Source organism: Algibacter luteus (assembly GCF_030344935.1).
GTDB classification, from domain to species: domain Bacteria; phylum Bacteroidota; class Bacteroidia; order Flavobacteriales; family Flavobacteriaceae; genus Arenitalea; species Arenitalea lutea.
In genome coordinates this window covers 1,075,083-1,094,510 of the sequence record NZ_CP128313.1, presented here as the reverse complement: position 1 = coordinate 1,094,510, position 19,428 = coordinate 1,075,083, and the positions used below count along the sequence as shown (strand labels likewise).

Annotated in this window: 14 protein-coding genes; all 14 read right to left on the bottom strand. The window is 33.4% G+C overall.

Annotation, left to right across the window (positions count from 1 at the left end; genetic code table 11):
• Positions 1-171 precede the first annotated feature (171 nt).
• A complete protein-coding gene (locus O5O44_RS04790) occupies positions 172-1,347 on the bottom strand; it encodes an alginate lyase family protein (protein ID WP_289195944.1) in 1,176 nt (391 codons plus the stop codon).
• 1 nt (position 1,348) lies between these two features.
• A complete protein-coding gene (locus O5O44_RS04785; RefSeq protein WP_289195943.1) occupies positions 1,349-3,769 on the bottom strand; it encodes a glycoside hydrolase family 2 protein in 2,421 nt (806 codons plus the stop codon).
• A gap of 49 nt (positions 3,770-3,818) precedes the next feature.
• Positions 3,819-4,994, bottom strand: a complete 1,176-nt coding sequence (locus O5O44_RS04780) for a glycoside hydrolase family 88 protein (RefSeq protein ID WP_289195942.1) — start codon at positions 4,992-4,994, stop codon at positions 3,819-3,821.
• A 233-nt stretch (positions 4,995-5,227) separates the two neighbouring features.
• Complete coding sequence (locus tag O5O44_RS04775) at positions 5,228-6,763, bottom strand: RagB/SusD family nutrient uptake outer membrane protein (RefSeq protein WP_289195941.1); 1,536 nt, start codon at positions 6,761-6,763, stop codon at positions 5,228-5,230.
• A gap of 45 nt (positions 6,764-6,808) precedes the next feature.
• On the bottom strand, positions 6,809-9,874 hold the full coding sequence (locus tag O5O44_RS04770; protein WP_289195940.1) for a SusC/RagA family TonB-linked outer membrane protein: 3,066 nt from the start codon (positions 9,872-9,874) through the stop codon (positions 6,809-6,811).
• A gap of 357 nt (positions 9,875-10,231) precedes the next feature.
• Complete coding sequence (locus O5O44_RS04765) at positions 10,232-11,536, bottom strand: TRAP transporter large permease (protein ID WP_289195939.1); 1,305 nt, start codon at positions 11,534-11,536, stop codon at positions 10,232-10,234.
• A gap of 2 nt (positions 11,537-11,538) precedes the next feature.
• Complete coding sequence (locus O5O44_RS04760) at positions 11,539-12,030, bottom strand: TRAP transporter small permease (protein ID WP_289195938.1); 492 nt, start codon at positions 12,028-12,030, stop codon at positions 11,539-11,541.
• Between the two features lie 2 nt (positions 12,031-12,032).
• Positions 12,033-13,004, bottom strand: coding sequence for a TRAP transporter substrate-binding protein (locus tag O5O44_RS04755; protein WP_289195937.1), 972 nt, complete (start codon positions 13,002-13,004; stop codon positions 12,033-12,035).
• Between the two features lie 12 nt (positions 13,005-13,016).
• On the bottom strand, positions 13,017-14,429 hold the full coding sequence (gene uxaC / locus O5O44_RS04750; RefSeq protein WP_289195936.1) for a glucuronate isomerase: 1,413 nt from the start codon (positions 14,427-14,429) through the stop codon (positions 13,017-13,019).
• A gap of 7 nt (positions 14,430-14,436) precedes the next feature.
• Complete coding sequence (locus tag O5O44_RS04745; RefSeq protein ID WP_289195935.1) at positions 14,437-15,612, bottom strand: BT3233 family polysaccharide utilization protein; 1,176 nt, start codon at positions 15,610-15,612, stop codon at positions 14,437-14,439.
• A gap of 1 nt (position 15,613) precedes the next feature.
• The gene (locus O5O44_RS04740; protein ID WP_289195934.1) at positions 15,614-16,408 is read right to left on the bottom strand and encodes a gluconate 5-dehydrogenase; all 795 of its coding nucleotides are present in this window, start codon (positions 16,406-16,408) and stop codon (positions 15,614-15,616) included.
• A gap of 3 nt (positions 16,409-16,411) precedes the next feature.
• Positions 16,412-17,254 carry a 5-dehydro-4-deoxy-D-glucuronate isomerase gene (gene kduI / locus O5O44_RS04735; protein WP_289195933.1) on the bottom strand — a complete coding sequence of 281 codons (843 nt, stop codon included), beginning with the start codon at positions 17,252-17,254 and terminating at the stop codon, positions 16,412-16,414.
• A gap of 19 nt (positions 17,255-17,273) precedes the next feature.
• Positions 17,274-18,449 (bottom strand): mannonate dehydratase, encoded by a 1,176-nt coding sequence (gene uxuA, locus O5O44_RS04730; RefSeq protein ID WP_289195932.1) that lies wholly within the window; start codon positions 18,447-18,449, stop codon positions 17,274-17,276.
• Position 18,450: 1 nt separating this feature from the next.
• Positions 18,451-19,425, bottom strand: coding sequence for a Gfo/Idh/MocA family protein (locus O5O44_RS04725; protein ID WP_289195931.1), 975 nt, complete (start codon positions 19,423-19,425; stop codon positions 18,451-18,453).
• Positions 19,426-19,428: the final 3 nt, after the last annotated feature.

The following is a 19,428-nucleotide window of genomic DNA, read 5'->3' as shown; positions in this document are numbered from 1 at the left end:
ACTTAATATCCATTGAAATATGATATTCATCATATTTAATAATTAAAATTTTAGAAAATTCTTTATAAACTTATTCTTTAATAAGTAATGTATTTAATTCGTGCCAAAGATTTTATGACAGATTAAAATTCAAGCTGAGTTATAATCTTAAACATTAAATAGAATAAGAAGTTATTCCATTATCCATAACAATGGATATCGAACTGGCATATTACGAAGTATTTCCGCTTTATTTGGAATTTCTGGAAGTATAGACCATGTTTTTATATAAGCTTCATTATTTAAACTAAGTCCTCCAAAAATGAAAGATGGTTGCTTTGTTGGCCAATCGTCCCAATACATCACATCTTTTTGATAAGGCCATTTTGCTTTGTCCTTTATATAAGGATACAAAAACTGTAAAGCAAGTTTTAAGCTTTTTCCATCTTTTGTTTCATACTCAAAAAAGTTAGCTTGTTTTGTAGATATCAATTGTGCCAAGCTAGACATGGCATCCAAATTAAATAAAGAATATCCGTAAGGCTTGGTTCTTGCCAATTCTTTTGGAAAGCTCCCATCTTGCCCCATTTGATGTGGTAGCAAATCATTTTTAAAAAAGTTTCTACAAAAATCTAATTCTATTTCTCTGTTGGTAAGTTTTGCAAATGCCGCTACTTGCATCGCCCAACATGTACTATGATTATTACCATTATCGCGTTCATCTATACCAAACTTATGGGTTGTTAGCCATGTTAAATATTTCGAAAACCAATTTTTGATTTTTTCTATTTCAGCTTCTGAATAAAGATTAGCTTCTTCAAGAACTCCAACAGCTAGGGCTACTTCAATTAAATGAATGGTATCAATAATTCCAATACCACGACCTGTAACTCTACCTTTTATGGCCTGTGCATATAACAAATGTGGATTCATTTTAGTGGTCTCATTTACAAACCAAGCTTGAAAATGCGGCATTAAACTTTTAAGATAAGTCTCATCTTTTGTAATAAGGTAAGCAGAGGCCAAGGCTCCTGAAATTTGACTTAACCTTATCATTGATTTTCTATGCGCAACAAAATTATCTGGATTGCTCAAACCATCTTTCCTAATATATGCGCTATCTGGATGTTTTGGATTTGGCCACCAATAATCACCTTCAGAATAAAAGTCGTGCTTTGTACCTGCACTCCTTTCAGAAACAAAATTGGTTATAGTTATAGGTTGGAATGTTAGATATTCCTGAGCTTTTACTAAAACCTCTTTCTCAACCAAATTTTCAACGACTTCAAAATCTGATTGCTGTTTATTGCATGATGTAAGAATCAGTAATAAAAAGATCGAAAGGATAAGGTTAAATTTTAAACTCATACTAATTTATATTTAAATAGGTCCCCTTAAAACTTTGATTGAGAACCATAACTTGTAATTGTTCTTCATCTGAAAATCTTTCAACTTCTATGGATGCTTCGCCATTTGCCATTTCAATCACTTCGCTTCCTGTTGGTGTGCCTTGACTTATTATGGCTTTTCCCCCATTTAAACATTGAAAATAAACACGCTCCTCATAATCTAAACATCTTAAACCATTTTTATCTAGAGCTGTTGCGGTAACTAAATATCTATTATTTTCCAATAACTTATAATCAAGTTTTAAAGCTGTAGCCTTTTCGTTTTTTGTAAATCTGTAATTAATTTCTAACTTATCTTTTACTTCTTTACCATTTTTAGTTTTTCCGATGGAAACGAGTTTGTTTATACCTTCGTTAAAATTAATTGTCCAATTTAATCCTGCCGCTGGAAATGCTTTGGTATCTCTTTGTTTCACGCCTAAACTTTTCCCATTTAAAAACAATTCAACCTCTGGGCAATTACTATATATGCTAATATCTCTTGATTTTCCTTTTGGACCTTGACGCTCTGTCCATGTATGAGACTCTATATATGTAAATGGGTCATCACTCCAATAGCTTTTAAAAACATAGAATGCATCTTTTGGTTTTCCGCTTCTATCCACTAGACCTTTTTGATTCATACAAGGAATGGCATTTTCTGGTCGTAATGGGGTGCCAAAATCTTTAAAAGCCCATTGTACATTACCTACAAAAGTAGAATCGTTTTCAGAGATTCGTAAGTGCCAATCGAATAAATCCACGACATAATTCTCGCTCCAATCGCCTATTTGAGCAATATTTGCCACATCGGTTTGTACGATGGCTTCTTCCCAACCATCAGATTGAATTTGACCTTCTCCTGTAATTGGGTTTTCGGTATGTCTCCCTACATGACTTGAACCACCATACTCGGCATGTAAAAAGTGTGGATATTCGGCTTTGTATTGATTTATTGCTTTTTGATAACTTTTATAGCTACCTGAATACCAACCAGACCAAATTGAAGGTGAAAAAACATCCACAATATGTGCGCCTTCATAATATTTTCTGATAGCCGTTTTTCTAGTTGGATCTAACTCATGAGCATAGGTATTGAGCTCCTCTAAAAATTCATTTATTTTTTCTCGATTATCGCCATTTTCAAAATCTGGTAGCCAATAAATTTCATTACCTAAAGACCATAAAATAATACTGGGGTGATTATAATTTTGATCTATAATTTCCTTCAGCATGGTTTTAGTATTGGTTTTCCAAGCATCATTTCCAAGGCCTCCTCTACACCAAGGTAATTCGTCCCAAACTAAAAGACCAAGTTCATCACAAGCCTTGTAAACTTCTGGGTCTTGCGGATAATGTGCTAAACGTACAAAATTAGCTCCCATGTCTTTAATAAGTTCCATGTCGGCCCTATGTTGTTCGTTACTCATCGCTGCACCAACACCAGCATGTTCTTCATGACGATGCGTACCTCGCAATAAGAGTCTTTTACCGTTAAGATAAAACGCACCGTAATCTTTAAATTCAAACCATCTAAAGCCTACTTTATCTGAAATTTGATCTAAAATTGTTTTGTTATTATCAAGTAAAGCGACTTCAATAGTATATAAATTAGGGTTATCAGTATCCCATAATTTTGGATTTTCAATAGCATCAAAACTTATGTTAGCAATATTATTTACAACAGTAAATTCATCCTCAGCAATAGCTTTTCCCTGATTATCTTTTAATGTTACTTTTACTATTGAGGATTCGTTTCCGTTAATAACATCTACTGTACCCTCTAAGGATGCACTTTCAATGGATACTTTTGGAGTTGTATATTTTAAGTTTGATAAATGTGTTTTTGGTTTTGTTTGCAGCCAAACATCTCTTGTAATGCCTCCAAAAATGAAAAAATCACTTTTTTGTGATGGTATAATTTCTGGATCGTAACTATTATCTGCTCTTACAAGAATTTCGTTATCGCCGTTTTTGATTGCTCCAGAAATATCAACATTAAAACCAATATAACCGCCAATATGCGATCCAACTTTGTTTCCGTTTACAAAAATTTCTGAAGTTATATTTATGCCTTCAAAATACAATTGGTAAATTTTATTTGAATTTATTTGAGCAATATTTATCGTTTTTTTATACCAACTTCCACTTCTGCGATATCCCGGAATTACATCTGTTGCATCTAGGCTATTCCAAGAATGTGGTAAGTTTATTTTTTGCCAATTTTCAGCTTTTAGTGCATCAGAGACATTTTTTGTATTGTTTTCTGAATACAACCAATTCTCATTAATGTTTGTTTCAATTCGTTCTGAATTTTCACTGTTATCAACATTATTTTGACAAGACGAAATAAATAAGCAAAGTATAAAAGCGATTGCTATTTTAAATATTTTGAATTTCATGTTTTTTTGAAAAGTTAGTGGCTAATTATATTTTGCAGTTAGTCTATTTCTAATTTTCAAGTGCATTCAATCTTAATAATGCTTCTAAAAAATAGTAATCTCCGTAAACTATAGGTTCGTTCATTTCCGATCTTTTAGACCAATCTCCAAAGCTATGATCTAGAATAAAGGGAATATCAATATCTGAAGATAAAATGTAATCTGCGGTTTGAACATTTTTTAAGAATTTTTTACTGTAATTAATATAGGTTTCATCAGTTGTGTAACGATATAATTCTATTAATGCTGATGCTACAATAGCACCTGCTGAAAGATCTCTTGATTCATTTGGAATGTTTGGCGCATCAAAATCCCAATACGGAATGCCGTCTTCAGGTAAATTTTTATGATTTAAAAAGAAAGCAGCAGTTGCCTTTGCTCTGTTAAGATATTTTTCATCTTTTGTATATCTGTAAGCCATTGTATACCCATAAATAGCCCAACCTTGACCACGTGCCCAAGAAGAATTATCAGCAACACCTTGATGCGTTACTTTTAATCTTGGTTGATGAGCAATGGTATCGTAATCTAAAACATGCCAGGTGCTACCATTAGGTCTGAAATGATTTTTCAAAGTTGTATTGGCATGGGTTACTGCTATTTTATAATACGTACTATCGCCTGAAATTATAGTGGCTTCAAAAAGTAGTTCTAAGTTCATCATATTATCTATGATTACAGGAAATTGCCATTTATCTCTATTAAAATCCCAAGAACGAATACTTCCAATCTTTTCATTAAAACGAGAACTTAATGTTTGAGCACTTTTAACAATAACATCTTTGTAAGCTTGATTATCTTCAAATTTTAAACCTTGACCAAAACTATTAAAGACTTTAAATCCCATATCGTGCGTTCGATCATTAAACTTTTCTTTTTCTATAAATACTGTCCATTTTTGTGCTCGTTCTTTAAAGGCTTCATTTCCAGTTAACTCATAAATTTGCCAAAGATTTCCCGCGAAAAACCCACTAGTCCAATCTTTTGAAAGTACTTTTTTTATTTGTTTGGATTCATGCGAATAACTTCTTGGAAACGCTAAGGAATCCAATGGGTAATCTAAAAGTTTTTGGTATCTTTTTTCTAATTCAGAATGTGCATGAAATTCTTCTTTTTTTTCAGTTTTACAAGAAACAGTAAAACATAATACTAATAAGAATAAAGCGAAGTGGTGTGTTTTCAACATAAATTTCAATGTGAGACATTAACAATCTCAAAGATATTTATAATTTAATAAACAGAAATATAAAAATGGGAATAAAAGTGTTCTGCATATTATTGAAGATAGTGGACACAGAAGTTTTATTTATTTATTGGGAATAAAAAAAGAGGCTGTCTTAAAATATAGACAGCCTCTAAAAAGTTTTATTTGTTCATTACTTCGATTTAAATCAAAGTAAAAGACCAAATATTTAAGTATTAGTTAGAAATATTAGGATTTCTATCTATCTCATCTTGAGGTATTGGTGTATCGTAATCAACAGAAGAATTCCAGTCTGGTTTTGCACCTTCATAACCTGAAGCACTAAACACTTGGTCTCCTAGTTGTCTTCTCTTGATGTCATACCATCTTTTGCATTCAAATGCAAATTCTAGCCTACGCTCTTCTATTACATCAGCAACAGTAATTGACGTTAGATCTGCAGGAACTGCACTTGGTGCAACTGTTTCCGCAACATATCCACCGTTTGTAGTTTCACCACCATTACGTGCTCTTCCTCTAACTTCATTTACAAAGTCTAAAGCATCTGCAGCGCCAATTTCAACACCAGCTTCAGCAGCAATTAATAACACCTCTGCATAACGAATCATTGAATAATTATGACTTGTTGCTCTTTTATTTCCTCTTGCGAAAGCACCAGGGAAACGTAAATATTTAGCAATGTATGGTGCATTAACAGCATGCTCGTGACCACTACTTGTGAAATTAGTATAATCCACAAAAGTACCACCGATTAAAGCTTCTGTTTGAAAACTAACACGTCTTCTGTAATCGTCTGGATCGAAAGAGTTGTATACAGCTAATGTTGGAGTAGAAACTGACCAGCCTCCACCAGCGCCATCATCATCACCTCTAATACCTGTCATAGGTGCAATTTGGTCGTAAGCATTATCAGGAGCTTCATTATTATTATAATCTAACACAAAGATTGGCTCTTTAGAAGCATCAATTTTATTAGCATTAAATAACGTCTGAAAATCAGGATCTAAGTCTACATCATAAGTTGCTTTATTAGTAATTACCTCTTTAGCTTTATTATAAGCCATTTGCCAATAAGGGCTACCAGGAGTATTACCAGCCATAGTTAAGTATACTAAAGCTAAATATGATTTTGCAGCTGCTTTTGAAGGCGTTGCTCTTGTAGCAACTGTATTTGTTAACCACTGCTCCGCATATTCTAAATCTGCAACAATTTTTGCATAAACTTCAGCTTCTGGCGTATTACTTATATTAGTAGCTGCTGCAATATCATCAACAGGCGTATCTATATAAGGAACATCACCAAATAGTCTTACTAAATGAAAATAATAAAACGCTCTTGCAAAATATGCCTGTGCAGTTACTGGGTTTTTAACATCATCATCTGCAGATACTTGTTCTGCACCAGCGATAGCATTATTGGCAGCCGCAATTCCTAGATAAATTCTTGTCCAAGGATCGAATACCATTTCATTATCACCTGTAATGGTGTGCATGTTCATCTCAACTCTTCTTGTTTGAGTTGAATTAAGATTTACCATATCTGAACGTAACATTAACGCTACAGATAATTTTCTTCCCCAAACTTCTTCATTTATAGCATGAGTTAAAGAAGCGTTTACAGCTAATTGGATATCTTCAGGAGTCGAAAAGAATCCTTCTGGAGATAATAAGCCTACCGGCTCTTCTTCCAAATCGGAACATCCCAATATTGACAGTCCCATCAATAACAATAAAATTTTGTATGTACTCATAATTTTTTCTTTTTATAAATTAATATTTTTTGTCTAAATATACAATTAAAATTTTGCATTTAGACTGAAACTCACTGATTTAACTGTTGGATAATTTCCAAAATCAAATCCTCTAACTGTGTTGCTCGCGGTGTTATTATTACCTGCAGAACCATAGTAATTAACTTCAGGATCTAAACCTGAATAGTTTGTAATTGTCAATAAATTTTGTGCACTTACAGACAATCTAAGTCTCTCTATACCTAACTTTTCAATAGCTTCAGTAGGGAAATTATAACCTACAGCAATATTTTTCAATCTAACATAGCTACCATCTTCAACAAAACGAGAAGAAACCTCTCTAAAACTGTTATTTCCTACACGAGGCTGGTTTGTGTTAGTGTTTGAAGGTGTCCATGCATTATTATAATACGCATATGTAGTATTCGCATCACCATTAGTTAACTGTACATCTGTCAAGTTGAAAATTTCTCCGCCTTGAGAGCCTTGGAAAAACACATTAACATCAAAGTTTTTATACTGTAAGTTATTTGTAATACCCCATGTGAAATCCGGGTTAGGGTTACCAATAATTTTTCTGTCATCATTAGTAATATCACCACTGTCATCTAAATCTAAAAACAATGGGTCACCAGCTACACCACCAGATATAGTTGCAGTACCAGCTGGTAAAGCACCACCTTGGTATACACCTGCATAATCGAAGCCATAAAATTGACCTACTTCTTCACCTTCTCTTAAGATTGCATTGTTTCCAACACTAAAATAACTTGGTGCTCCATTTTGAAAATAATCATCACCGTTAATTAATTTTTCAACAGTGTTTTTATTTCTAGAGAATACAAAATCGGTAGTCCAATTGAAATCTTCAGTAGAAATATTTCTTGTGTTTAAAGAAATTTCAAATCCTGTATTATTAATTTCTCCAACATTCTTTAATATTTCATCATTATAGAAACCTAAATACCAAGGCAGACCTCTATCAATCATTATTAAATCTTTAGTATCGATGTTATAATAATCTAAAGAAAGTGAAATTTTGTTGTTTAATAAACCTAAGTCAACACCAATGTTTGTTTGGTAAGAAGACTCCCATTTTAAATCTGGGTTAGCAGGTTGGTTTGGTGTAACTGCTGCAACGGTTAAACCATTGTTAGAAGCATAGATACTTGCCAAACTTGCTAAAGATTCGTAAGCGCCAATTGAAGGGTTACCAGTAACACCATAACTTGCTCTTAATTTTAAGTTAGAAATAGTTTCATTATCACTTAAAAATCCTTCATTAGACAATTTCCAACCAAAAGCTGCTGATGGGAAAATGGCATATTTTTCATTTTCAGCAAAGTTAGAAGCTCCATCTCGTCTTACTGTAGCAGTAAATAAATACTTATCATCCCAATCAAAATTCACCCTTCCAAATTGAGATTGAATTTCTGTTTCATTGATATAAATATCACCAGATCCACCGTTTAGTAAATTTGTTGCAGTCCATAATCCGTAGTAAGAGAATGAATCTGAAATGGTTCCAGTACCTTCACTATAAAATCCTTTATTAATTGTTTTTTGATACGAATAACCAGCTAATAACGTTAAATCTCCTTTTCCTACTTCTTTATTATAAGTTAAGTAGTTTTCACTCAAGATATTTTTAGTTTTATCTTCCGTCATGATAGCTCTACCACCAACACCACCAGCAGAAATCTGCAATGTACGAGGTAAATAAATTCCTCTAAAATCGTTATCACTACTTAAACCAAAAGTCGTTTTAAAAGTAAGACCTTCAATAATTTCATAATTTGCATAAAAATTTGCTCTGAATTTTTCTGTTTCCGTATCGTCATCTCTTTGAGTTGCAACAGCCCATGGATTGTCAACAGGATCCCCTATTCTATCATTAATTGAAAAGGTACCGTCTGCATTATATATGCCTTTGTCTGGAGCAAAACGCATTGCTAAACCAACAACATCATCACCACCTGCACCAACTCCATTTGCACCAGTTGATTGTGTAGCAACACCATTCTTTTTACTTAAAGAACCTGTTAAGTTAAGTCCTAATTTTAATTTATCAGTTACTTGAGCATCTAAATTCGATAAGAATGTAGCTCTTTCATAACCAGAATTAACTAGAATACCATCTTGCTGGAAATACGTACCAGAAGCATAGTAATTTACTTTTTCTGAACCACCTGAAAAAGAAAGCTGGTTATTTGAAGTATTACCAGATCTGTAAATTTCGTCTTGCCAATCTGTATTAAAGTCTCCTTGAACATAGGCATTAGTGTTACCTTGATTTGCTCTTATCTGATTTTGATAATCTGCAAAATCACTAGCATTCAATAAATCTAAACTATTCGAAGTATTTTGTACAGCGTAAGTAGAATTTAATTCAACCGTTAACTTACCGCTTCTACCTTTTTTAGTAGTAACCAATACAACACCATTTGAACCTCTAGAACCGTAAATAGCAGTTGCAGATGCATCTTTTAAAACCTGTAAAGATTCAATATCACCTGCTTGAGGCATACTAGCTCCTACAAATCCATCCACAACAATTAGAGGTGCACTACTTGCATTAATAGAAGTATTACCTCTAATAGAAATACTAATTGGAGCACCAGGCTCACCACCATTATTTGATTGTACGTTTACACCAGCTGCACGACCTTGAAGCGCTTGTTCAGCATCTAATACAGGGAAGGCAGTTAATTCATCTGATTTTACAGAAGAAACCGAGCCAGTAACATCACTTTTTCTACGAGCACCATAACCTACTACTACAACTTCATCAAGTGAAGCCAAGTCTTCAGCTAGAGCTACATTTACTACGCTTTTATTACCTACAGTTACATTTTGGGATTTATACCCTATATAACTAAATGATAAAACGGCGTTATCTCCACTTACATTAATTGAATAGTTTCCATCAAAATCTGTAGATGCACCCGTAGTTGTTCCTTGCACTATAACATTAACACCTGGTAATGCTTGACCATCTGCCTCTGCAGTTACAGTACCAGTAATAGTTTTTTGTTGTGCATTAACATTTAATACAAAACAAAATCCTAATATTAATAGGAATGTGTTTTTTAAGCTTTTTGTTTTTTTCATTAGTTTAATTTTGAGTTAATTTTTAGATTTAGTTTAATAGTTTTCATTTTAAAGTTTCATGTATTAATTGGTTTTTTAATTATTATTAAGTTAGTTTAAAGTGAAATTAAAAAATTAAAAAATAGACATAAAGCCTTATAAATACTGACTTTAAGCCCATTAAAAAAGGAAAAATCGTAATTGGTTTTCCAAATTGGTTGACCAAATATACATAAAAAGATTTAAAATCAAATAATTTATTCTCATGTAATTGTGAACTAGCGTGTAATCAATTGAAGAAATATTTAAAATTGAAGTATTCCTATCAAACTCATTTAATAACCTGTTTTAATAAATATCACGAAATTATTTGTTGCATTACAAATCAAATAATCTTGGTAGGAACATTGAAATTTCAGGAATATAAGTTATTAAAAGTAAAACAATTACCATAATTAATAAAAAGGGTAATAATGGCTTGACTACTTGTGAAACCGAGACATTTGCAATACCACTTCCAACAAAAAGAATGGTTCCAACTGGTGGTGTACACAAACCTATACATAAATTAAGCACCAATACAATTCCAAAGTGTACAGGGTGCATACCTAATGCGACAACTACTGGTAAAAATATAGGGGTAAAAATTAATACCGCAGGCGTCATATCCATAAACGTTCCAATAATTAATAACACCAAATTAATAACTAAAAATATGACAATTTTATTACTGAATTGTTCTAGTAAAAACCCACTTATTAACTCTGGAATTCCTTCAAAAGAAAACAACCACGACATAGCCATAGATGTACAAATTAAAAACATGACTACAGCGGTAGTTTTTGCACTGGTTAATAAAATTTCTGGAAAATCTTTAGTTTTTACATCACCATAAATTAAGGCTAATACAGCTGCATATAAAACAGCAATGGCAGACGCTTCCGTAGCTGTAAATATACCTGCTACGATACCTCCAACAACAATAACTAATAGTAATAGACTAAAAAATGCTTTTCTAAAATAGGTCCAAATTAAACCTAGAGGCGTACGACTACCTTTTGCAAACTTACTTGTAATAGCAACAAAAGCAATATAGCCCATAATAGCTAATCCGAGTAATATGCCTGGTAAATAACCCGCTATAAATAATGCCGCCACAGATGCTGTACCTCCACTTGCCAAGGCATAAACTATTAAGATGTTACTTGGGGGAATTAACAGACCTGTAGTTGATGACGTTATATTTACTGATGCACTAAATTCTCTGGGATAGCCTTCTTCTTCCATTCTATCGGTCATAATACTTCCAATGGCTGAGGTAGCTGCAATAGCTGAACCCGAAATGGCACCAAATAACATCGAAGCTAAAACATTTACATAAGCTAAACCTCCTGGAAGACTCGCAACCAGAGATTTTGCAAAGTTTATTAACCGATTTGCAATTCCGCCTCGTTTCATAATCTCGCCTGCTAAAACAAAAAATGGAATAGCCAGTAAAGCAAAACTATCAATACCCGTTGTCATACGTTGCGCAATGGTTGTTAATCCTGGTAATTTATCAATATTTAGCAATAAACTTATAGTTGTTGAAATACCAATACTATAAGCTACAGGAACTTTTAGCATTAATAAAACAAAAAAGCTCGCAAACAAAACGATGATACTTATTACTTCTATACTCATCTCTATTCAGTTATTTTATTAGTATTGATTTTTGCTAAATGGTAAATGGAGAACCACATCATTAAAAGTCCACTTATTGGTAGAATGGCATAGATGTAACCCAAAGGTATTCTTAAAGTACCCGATAATTGCTCTAAATGCAGGGTGGTATAAACCAAATTAAAACCACCTATAACCATAACTATTAGCGCAAATAGAAAAATACATATCTCTATAAAAACTAAGGCCCTTTTTTTATTTTTATCTGAAAATTTTTGATATAAAAAATCCATGGATAAGTGTTGTCGCTTCGCACTTAAATATGCTGCTCCTAAAATAGAAAGCCATATTAAAGAAAATCTTGCCAACTCTTCTGTAAAAGCAAAAGAGGTGTTTAAAATATACCTTGAAAACACCTGGCCCAATACATCTATAACTAATAGCCCAAATATAGATATCAGAAAAATCTCCATGATTCTGCACGCTTTATCGAAAATTAAATCTGCTAGCTTCATAATTATTGGTTTTTTATCTTATTAATTAAATCAGTCATTTCAGGGTGTTCTTTCAAAAACGCCTCTAAAACCGATTTAGATTTTTCTTGAAAAAGTGATTTCTCTGGAATAATAATCTCTACACCTGCTTTTCTAGCAATAGCCATAGATTCCTCAACAGACTCATTCCAAAATCTTTTCTGAGCTTGCGATGACTCGTCGGCAGCTTCTTGAACCCATTGCTTTTCTTCTTCGGATAGTTTATCCCAATATTTTGTTCCTATCAACAAAACATCAGGCACAGAAGAATGCTGATCTAAAGTATAATATTTACTGACTTCGTAATGGTTTGATGATACAAATGAAGGCGGATTGTTTTCAGCTCCATCTACAACGCCTTGTTGTATAGCTGTATATAATTCGCCATATGCCATTGGTGTAGCAGAGCCTCCCAAAGCATTAACCATATTAATGGCCATTTGGTTATTCATTACTCGAATCTTTAAACCTTTAAGATCGTCTGGTGTTCTAATAGGCTTTGTTGACGTATAAAAACTACGGCTACCTGCATCGTAATACCCTAATCCTCTTAACCAAAACTTACTTCCTTTCTCTAAAATAGATTTCCCTACTTCGCCTTCTAAAACTTCAAATTGATGGTCTTTATCTCTAAATAAGTATGGTATCCCTAACACATGATATTCGGGTACAAAGTTTGACAATGTTGCTGCACTAACTTTAGTAATAGCAACGCTACCAATTTGCAAAAGCTCGAGTACTTCTCGTTCTGAACCTAACTGTCCGTCTGGAAAAATCTTAACATCCATAGTACCACCAGACTTTTTGTTAAGCGCTTTTTTGAATTCTACAATCCCTTTATGAACTGGATGTGTTTGAGGTAAGGTATGTGCTAAATAAAGTGTTTGGGTTTTTACATCTTTTTTACAGGACATAAAGGCTGTAAGAAGGATACACACTAGAAGTATTTTTTTCATCTTATATTTTTTTCAATTCAATTTAAATCCAAAATAATTTTTGGCATTGTAGTAACAAATATCTTGAACCATTTTACCAAGGAATTCTATATCATTAGGTATAAGACCTTGTTTTACATCTTCCGCTAATAGATTGCATAGAATTCGTCTGAAATATTCATGTCTTGGAAACGACAAAAAACTGCGGCTATCTGTGAGCATACCAACAAAACGACCTAACAGCCCCATATTAGATAAGCAATTTAATTGCTTTTCCATGCCATCTTTCTGGTCTAAAAACCACCAACCAGAACCCCATTGCATTTTTCCTGGATAATCAGAATTTTGAAAATTCCCCATCATAGTAGCAAAAACTTCATTCTGAGAAGGGTTTAAATTATAGGTAATGGTTTTAGCAAGTTGATTCGTAGACTCTAGTTTATTAAAAAGATTTGACATAAACTCAGCCATTGGAAAATCTCCAATAGAATCTACCCCAGCATCAAGTCCAATTTGGTTTAACAACCTACTATTGTTATTACGAATTGGTCCTAAATGATATTGTTGTACCCAATCAAATTCATGATATTTCTTTCCTAAATAAACAAAAAGAAAAGATCTGAATTGATCTACTTCATGTTGAGCTAGTACTTCACCAGATAACTTCTTAGAAAAAATCTCATCAACATCATCCTTTAAAGCATCTACAATTCTTAATTCCTCTCCTACGCCAAAATCAGATAATCTACAACTTTGTTCATTAAAAAATGCTATACGTTTATCAATAGCATCCAAAAATGCATCGAAGCTATTTATTTTTATAGCACTTGCCTTAGAAAGTTTAATCAGATAATTTGAAAATGTTTCTTTGTTTATAAAAAACAACGCATCTGCTCTGAACGTTGGTAAAACTTTGGTATAAAAATCGCCATTAGCAATCTGTTGATGATATAACAAATCGTCCACTGGGTCGTCGGTAGTGCACACTACTTCTACTTTCAAGTCTTCTAGTAATTGTGCTGGTGTTTTATTTTCTAAAATTAAATTCGCACTTTCATATATAGATTCTGCAGAACTAGGTTGTAATATATCATCTATGTTGAAATATCGCTTTAACTCTAAGTGCGTCCAATGAAACAATGGGTTTCTTAAGGTATAAGGAACCGTTTCTGCCCATTTTAAAAATTTTTCTTTCTTTGAAGTTGCAGAACCTGTAATGTAAATTTCGTCAATACCATTAGCACGCATAGCCCTCCACTTGTAATGGTCGCCATTTAACCAAGCATCAGTAATATTTCTGATAGGTTTATCCTCTGCAATTAATTGTGGTGATAAATGATTATGGTAATCTAAAATTGGTAAATCTTTGGCATAGTCATGATACAAAGTTTTAGCAATTTCGGATTGTAAAATAAAATTATCAGTTATGAAGTTTGATGTTTTCATAATAAATCTAGTTGATTGTAACAACTAATGGGTTATTGATTTTTAGTGCAAAAGTTTCTAAATAATTTTCCCATGCTTCTTTGGTAGTAAATTCATCTGCTTTCTTCCAACCAAAGCCTGCATAATACAAAGCTCCTCCGTTATTTACTTTTACTTGTGCATATAAATTGCTCCAATCTTTCACTGGAGTATCAAATAATTCACTTGAAAGCATGTTTTTATTTGGAACTACAATGGCTGTTCCAAGCTCGGAATCATCATGAGGTTGCCAATACGAAATCCAACCAGAGGCTTCATTCTGTGTAGGCATTCCATCTTTCTCGTGCAGTGTTAAACCCGTATAAATCGCATCAGTACCAGTAATTTCAATTTCGAATCTTGTTAAGTTACTTCCATAATCTAATGAGATGTGTTTCGTTTCGGTAATGGTTTGTCCGTTGGCATCCCAATCAGCATACTCTAATACAAAGCTGGTTCTTATTGGGCCAGTTGTAATTGTTTTCCAGTTTGTGAAGTTTTTAGAAATGTAATACGTCGTATCAATTTTTACGGCAATTCCGCCTACACCGCGACTCACACCAACGTGAAAATTATCAAGTCCTTCTCCACTGTCTTTATGGTAAGCACCTTTTTCATTTTCTGCTTTTTTGTACCAGCTATTAATTATTGGGTATTCCACTCTTTTTAACCAAGCATCAATACCACTAGAAAGTGTACCTCCTTTTACATTATCTTCAATCATTTTTTGTGCTGTAGGACCAAAAGTTCTAAAACCAACTTTATTATTTTCCCAAGCGTAATCATCTGTACGTTCTGGTACAAACCTAGAGTAACAATATTCAATAACTTCTGGTTTTGAAGATGCATCAGCCACTAAGAGCTCAAACTGCCTCTCTGAATTGGCATTTACTTCCGGCTGAAATAATAAAACATCAGCTTTTCCATCTTGGTCATTATCTACAAATTGAGATACTAAAACTGCATTTGTTGTTATATCCTTAATACTTAAACTTTCAAAAGTTTCACCTTCTTTTAGTTTAATGTCGTCCTTATTAATTTCTACAGTTTCAAAATTACGATCTATATCTAAATTGTTTTTTATTGTTATAATTTGACCCGTTTTTGGACTACAACCTACAATAAGACAAAACAAGAATAATATAGCAAATAATGGACTTTTCATATTAATCTTCGTTTGAAGGTTTACCTATTGTAGCCAATATTCCACCATCTACATAAAGGATATGACCATTTACAAAATCGCTAGCTTTCGATGACAAAAATATGGCTGCACCAGCTAAATCGTTTGGATCTCCCCACTTTGCTGCTGGTGTTCTATTAATAATAAAATCATTAAAAGGGTGTCCGTCAACACGAATTGGTGCCGTTTGAGATGTGGCAAAATATCCTGGGCCAATACCATTAATTTGAATATTGTGTTTTGCCCATTCTGTGGCCATATTCTGGGTTAGCATTTTTAATCCGCCTTTGGCTGCAGCATAAGCACCTACGCTATTTCTACCCAATTCACTCATCATAGAACAGATATTAATTACTTTACCCGCTTTTCTAGCAATCATACCTTTTACAACATGTTTTGACACTATGAAAGGACTTACTAAATCAATATCGATTACCTGTTTAAAATCGGCAACTTCCATTTCAATAAGCGGTGTTCTTTTAATTATACCTGCGTTGTTAATTAAGATATCTATTTGTCCTATTTCAGCTTCTATTTTTGAGATAGCAGAAATAACTTGTTCTTCATCAGCAACATTAAATTTGTAGCCAACGGCATTAATGCCTTGACTTTTAAATTCGGCTACAGCTTTATCAATTTTTTCTTGTGAAGAATTGCCGTTTACAATAATTGTAGCTCCAGCTAATCCTAACCCTCTGGCCATTGCCATTCCTAAACCGTGTGTACTTCCTGTGACTAAGGCATTCTTGCCTTTTACATCAAATAATGACATACTCATAACTTATCTTAATTCGGTTATTTTAGCAACATCCATATCGCCATAATCTAAATTTTCACCTGCCATTCCCCATATAAACGAATAACTACTTGTTCCTGAACCCGAATGAATTGACCAAGGTGGTGAAATTACAGCTTGATTATTTCCCATCCATATATGACGTGTTTCCTGTGGCTGTCCCATAAAATGACATACAGCTTGATCCTCTGGAACTTCAAAATAGAAATAAACTTCCATGCGTCTGTCATGGACATGAGCTGGCATGGTATTCCAAGAGCTTCCTGATTTTAAAGTTGTCATTCCCATTTGTAATTGGCAAACATCAACAACACTGTTTACGATATACTTTCTTAAAGTACGGGCATTTGCCGTTTCAGCAGCGCCTAATTCAATAACCTCAACATCGTTTATTCCAATTTTTTTATTCGGATATGCTTTGTTTGCAGGTGTAGAATTAATATAAAATAATGCAGGATTTGAGGCAGACTTGCTAGAAAAAGTGACATCTTTATTTCCTTGTCCTACATATAAAGCCTCTCTATGTTCTAAAACATATTCAACACCATCAACATTAACGGCACCAGCGGCTCCTATATTAATAATTCCTAATTCCCTTCTTTCTAAAAAATACTCAGCTTTTAAAGGGTCTATAGCTTCTAATTTTAATGCAGTTTTAGTTGGTACTGCACTGCCAGAGATAAATCTATCATAATGCGAATACACTAATACAATTTTGTCTTCCTGCATTAAATTATCAATTAAAAACTCCTCTCTTAATTGCTCAGTATCATAGCTTTTTACGCCTTGTGGACTTGATGCATATCTTGTTTCGTAATACGTTTTCATTGTTTTTATGCTTTTATTATTATATCGTTTGTTTTAATCCAAATTCTAAGCCTCTTAATTCTGCTAAACCACGCAGTCTTCCAATACCCGAATATCCAGGGTTTGTTTTTTTATGCAAATCGTCTAGCATTTGGTGTCCATGATCTGGTCTTACTGGAATTGCAAAATCTGAATAAGCTTCTGCTTTACGTCTTTTTTCTTCAACTAACACTGCTTTTACAACACTATACATATCTACATCGCCTTCTAAGTGGTTTGCCTCGTAAAAATTACCATCGGCATCTCTTTTTGTACTTCTTAAATGCAAGAAATGTACGCGATCTGCAAAACGATTAAATATGTTGACTAAATCATTATCAGCTCTAACTCCTAACGAACCTGTACAAAAAGTAATACCATTAGCTCTGTCTGGAACATTGTCAAATAAATAGGCGTAATCGGCTTCTGTACTAACAACCCTTGGCAACCCGAGAATTGGATACGGTGGATCATCTGGATGAATACACATCAATACATTGTTTTTAGAAGCTATGGGTATAATTTCTTTTAAAAATGCCACTAAATTATCTCTTAGTGTTTGAGCGTCAATATCTTTATAAGTATCTAAAATAGTCTGAAATTGCTCTAAAGTGTAGCCTTCTTCTGCTCCTGGTAAACCAGCAATTATATTGTTCACTAATTGTATTTTAGCTTCCTCAGAAAGTTGTTCTAAATAAATTTTTGCGGCTTTTTGTTGTGCTTCGGTATAACTGCTTTCCACCCCTGGTCTTTTTAATAAAAATAATTCGAAAGCAGCAAAGGCAATGACATCAAAACGCAATGCTTTAGAGCCATCTTCAACCTCAAAACCCAAGTCGGTTCTAGTCCAATCTAAAACAGGCATAAAATTGTAGCAAACTATGTTAACACCGCATTTTGCTAAATTTTCTATACTTTGCTTATACCTTTCGATATAGGTTTCAAATTGTCCTGAACGCGTTTTAATATTCTCATGAACAGGAATACTCTCTACTACACTCCAGGTTAATCCATCTTTTTCAATTATTGATTTTCGCTTTTGAATTTCATCTATAGTCCACACTTCTCCGTTAGGAATATGGTGCAAAGCAGAAACAACTCCTGTTGCTCCAGCTTGTTTAATATCTGATAAAGTTACAGGATCATTTGGCCCGTACCATCTCCATGTTTGTTCCATTTTATAAATTATCTTTTGTAAATGCTTCCATTATATCTATTACCAATACACCATCTTCAACAGGACATGGATTACTTCGTTTTCCTAAGAAATAATTAACCGTTTCTTGGATCATTGGTTGTTGAATATTTACAGGGTTTTTAAAATTAAATTCTCTATTTGTATTCTTTGATTTAAGCTTGAGTTGCTCTTTATAAAACGACAACTCTATGGTACCTTCTTCACCATAAATTGTGCAACAATCTTCTTCTAAATATTTTGGGATTGCGAACGACCACATACCTCTAAACTGCACACCAGTTTTAAAATTTATTAATCCATTTACTGTATCATCAACCTTATTAACACCCGATTGATTTACCGCAATACCTTTGGCTTGCGTGTAGTTTCCAAAAAAATGATACATTAAATCTAATTGGTGAGGTGCTATATCATGAAAATAACCACCTCCTGAGACTTCCTCATCTAACCTCCAAGTTGCTTTTGAATTAAAATCGAAAGGTTGTAGAAATCTTAAATCTACAAATTTAACCTCGCCAATGGTGTTAGCATCGAGTAATTCTTTAACCTTAATATACATTGGTAAAAACCTACGGTAATGTGCTACTACTAGTTTTTGATTACTATTATTTACAGCTGTTTTTAGTTGTAACGCTTCTTCTTTAGATAAAACCATTGGTTTTTCTAAATACACATCTTTACCTGCTTTTAACGCTTTTAATGCATAATTTAAATGTGTGGATGGTGGTGTGGCAATATATACAGCATTAACATCTGGTTGTTCTAATAATTTATCTGCATCATCAAACCAATGTGGCACATTATGCCTATTCGCAAAGTCTTTTGCTAAATCTCCGTTTCTGCGCATTACTGCAAATAATTCTGATTGCTCGCATTTCTGAAATGCAGGGCCACTTTTAACCTCAGCTACATCTCCGCAACCAATTATTCCCCAAACTACAGAATTACTTCCCACGTT

Excerpts from the sequence above, each read along its gene's own strand:
- O5O44_RS04790 (WP_289195944.1), bottom strand. The coding sequence starts at position 1,347 with ATGAGTTTAAAATTTAACCTTATCCTTTCGATCTTTTTATTACTGATT.
- O5O44_RS04785 (WP_289195943.1), bottom strand. The coding sequence starts at position 3,769 with ATGAAATTCAAAATATTTAAAATAGCAATCGCTTTTATACTTTGCTTA.
- O5O44_RS04780 (WP_289195942.1), bottom strand. The coding sequence starts at position 4,994 with ATGTTGAAAACACACCACTTCGCTTTATTCTTATTAGTATTATGTTTT.
- O5O44_RS04775 (WP_289195941.1), bottom strand. The coding sequence starts at position 6,763 with ATGAGTACATACAAAATTTTATTGTTATTGATGGGACTGTCAATATTG.
- O5O44_RS04770 (WP_289195940.1), bottom strand. The coding sequence starts at position 9,874 with ATGAAAAAAACAAAAAGCTTAAAAAACACATTCCTATTAATATTAGGA.
- O5O44_RS04765 (WP_289195939.1), bottom strand. The coding sequence starts at position 11,536 with ATGAGTATAGAAGTAATAAGTATCATCGTTTTGTTTGCGAGCTTTTTT.
- O5O44_RS04760 (WP_289195938.1), bottom strand. The coding sequence starts at position 12,030 with ATGAAGCTAGCAGATTTAATTTTCGATAAAGCGTGCAGAATCATGGAG.
- O5O44_RS04755 (WP_289195937.1), bottom strand. The coding sequence starts at position 13,004 with ATGAAAAAAATACTTCTAGTGTGTATCCTTCTTACAGCCTTTATGTCC.
- uxaC (WP_289195936.1), bottom strand. The coding sequence starts at position 14,429 with ATGAAAACATCAAACTTCATAACTGATAATTTTATTTTACAATCCGAA.
- O5O44_RS04745 (WP_289195935.1), bottom strand. The coding sequence starts at position 15,612 with ATGAAAAGTCCATTATTTGCTATATTATTCTTGTTTTGTCTTATTGTA.
- O5O44_RS04740 (WP_289195934.1), bottom strand. The coding sequence starts at position 16,408 with ATGAGTATGTCATTATTTGATGTAAAAGGCAAGAATGCCTTAGTCACA.
- kduI (WP_289195933.1), bottom strand. The coding sequence starts at position 17,254 with ATGAAAACGTATTACGAAACAAGATATGCATCAAGTCCACAAGGCGTA.
- uxuA (WP_289195932.1), bottom strand. The coding sequence starts at position 18,449 with ATGGAACAAACATGGAGATGGTACGGGCCAAATGATCCTGTAACTTTA.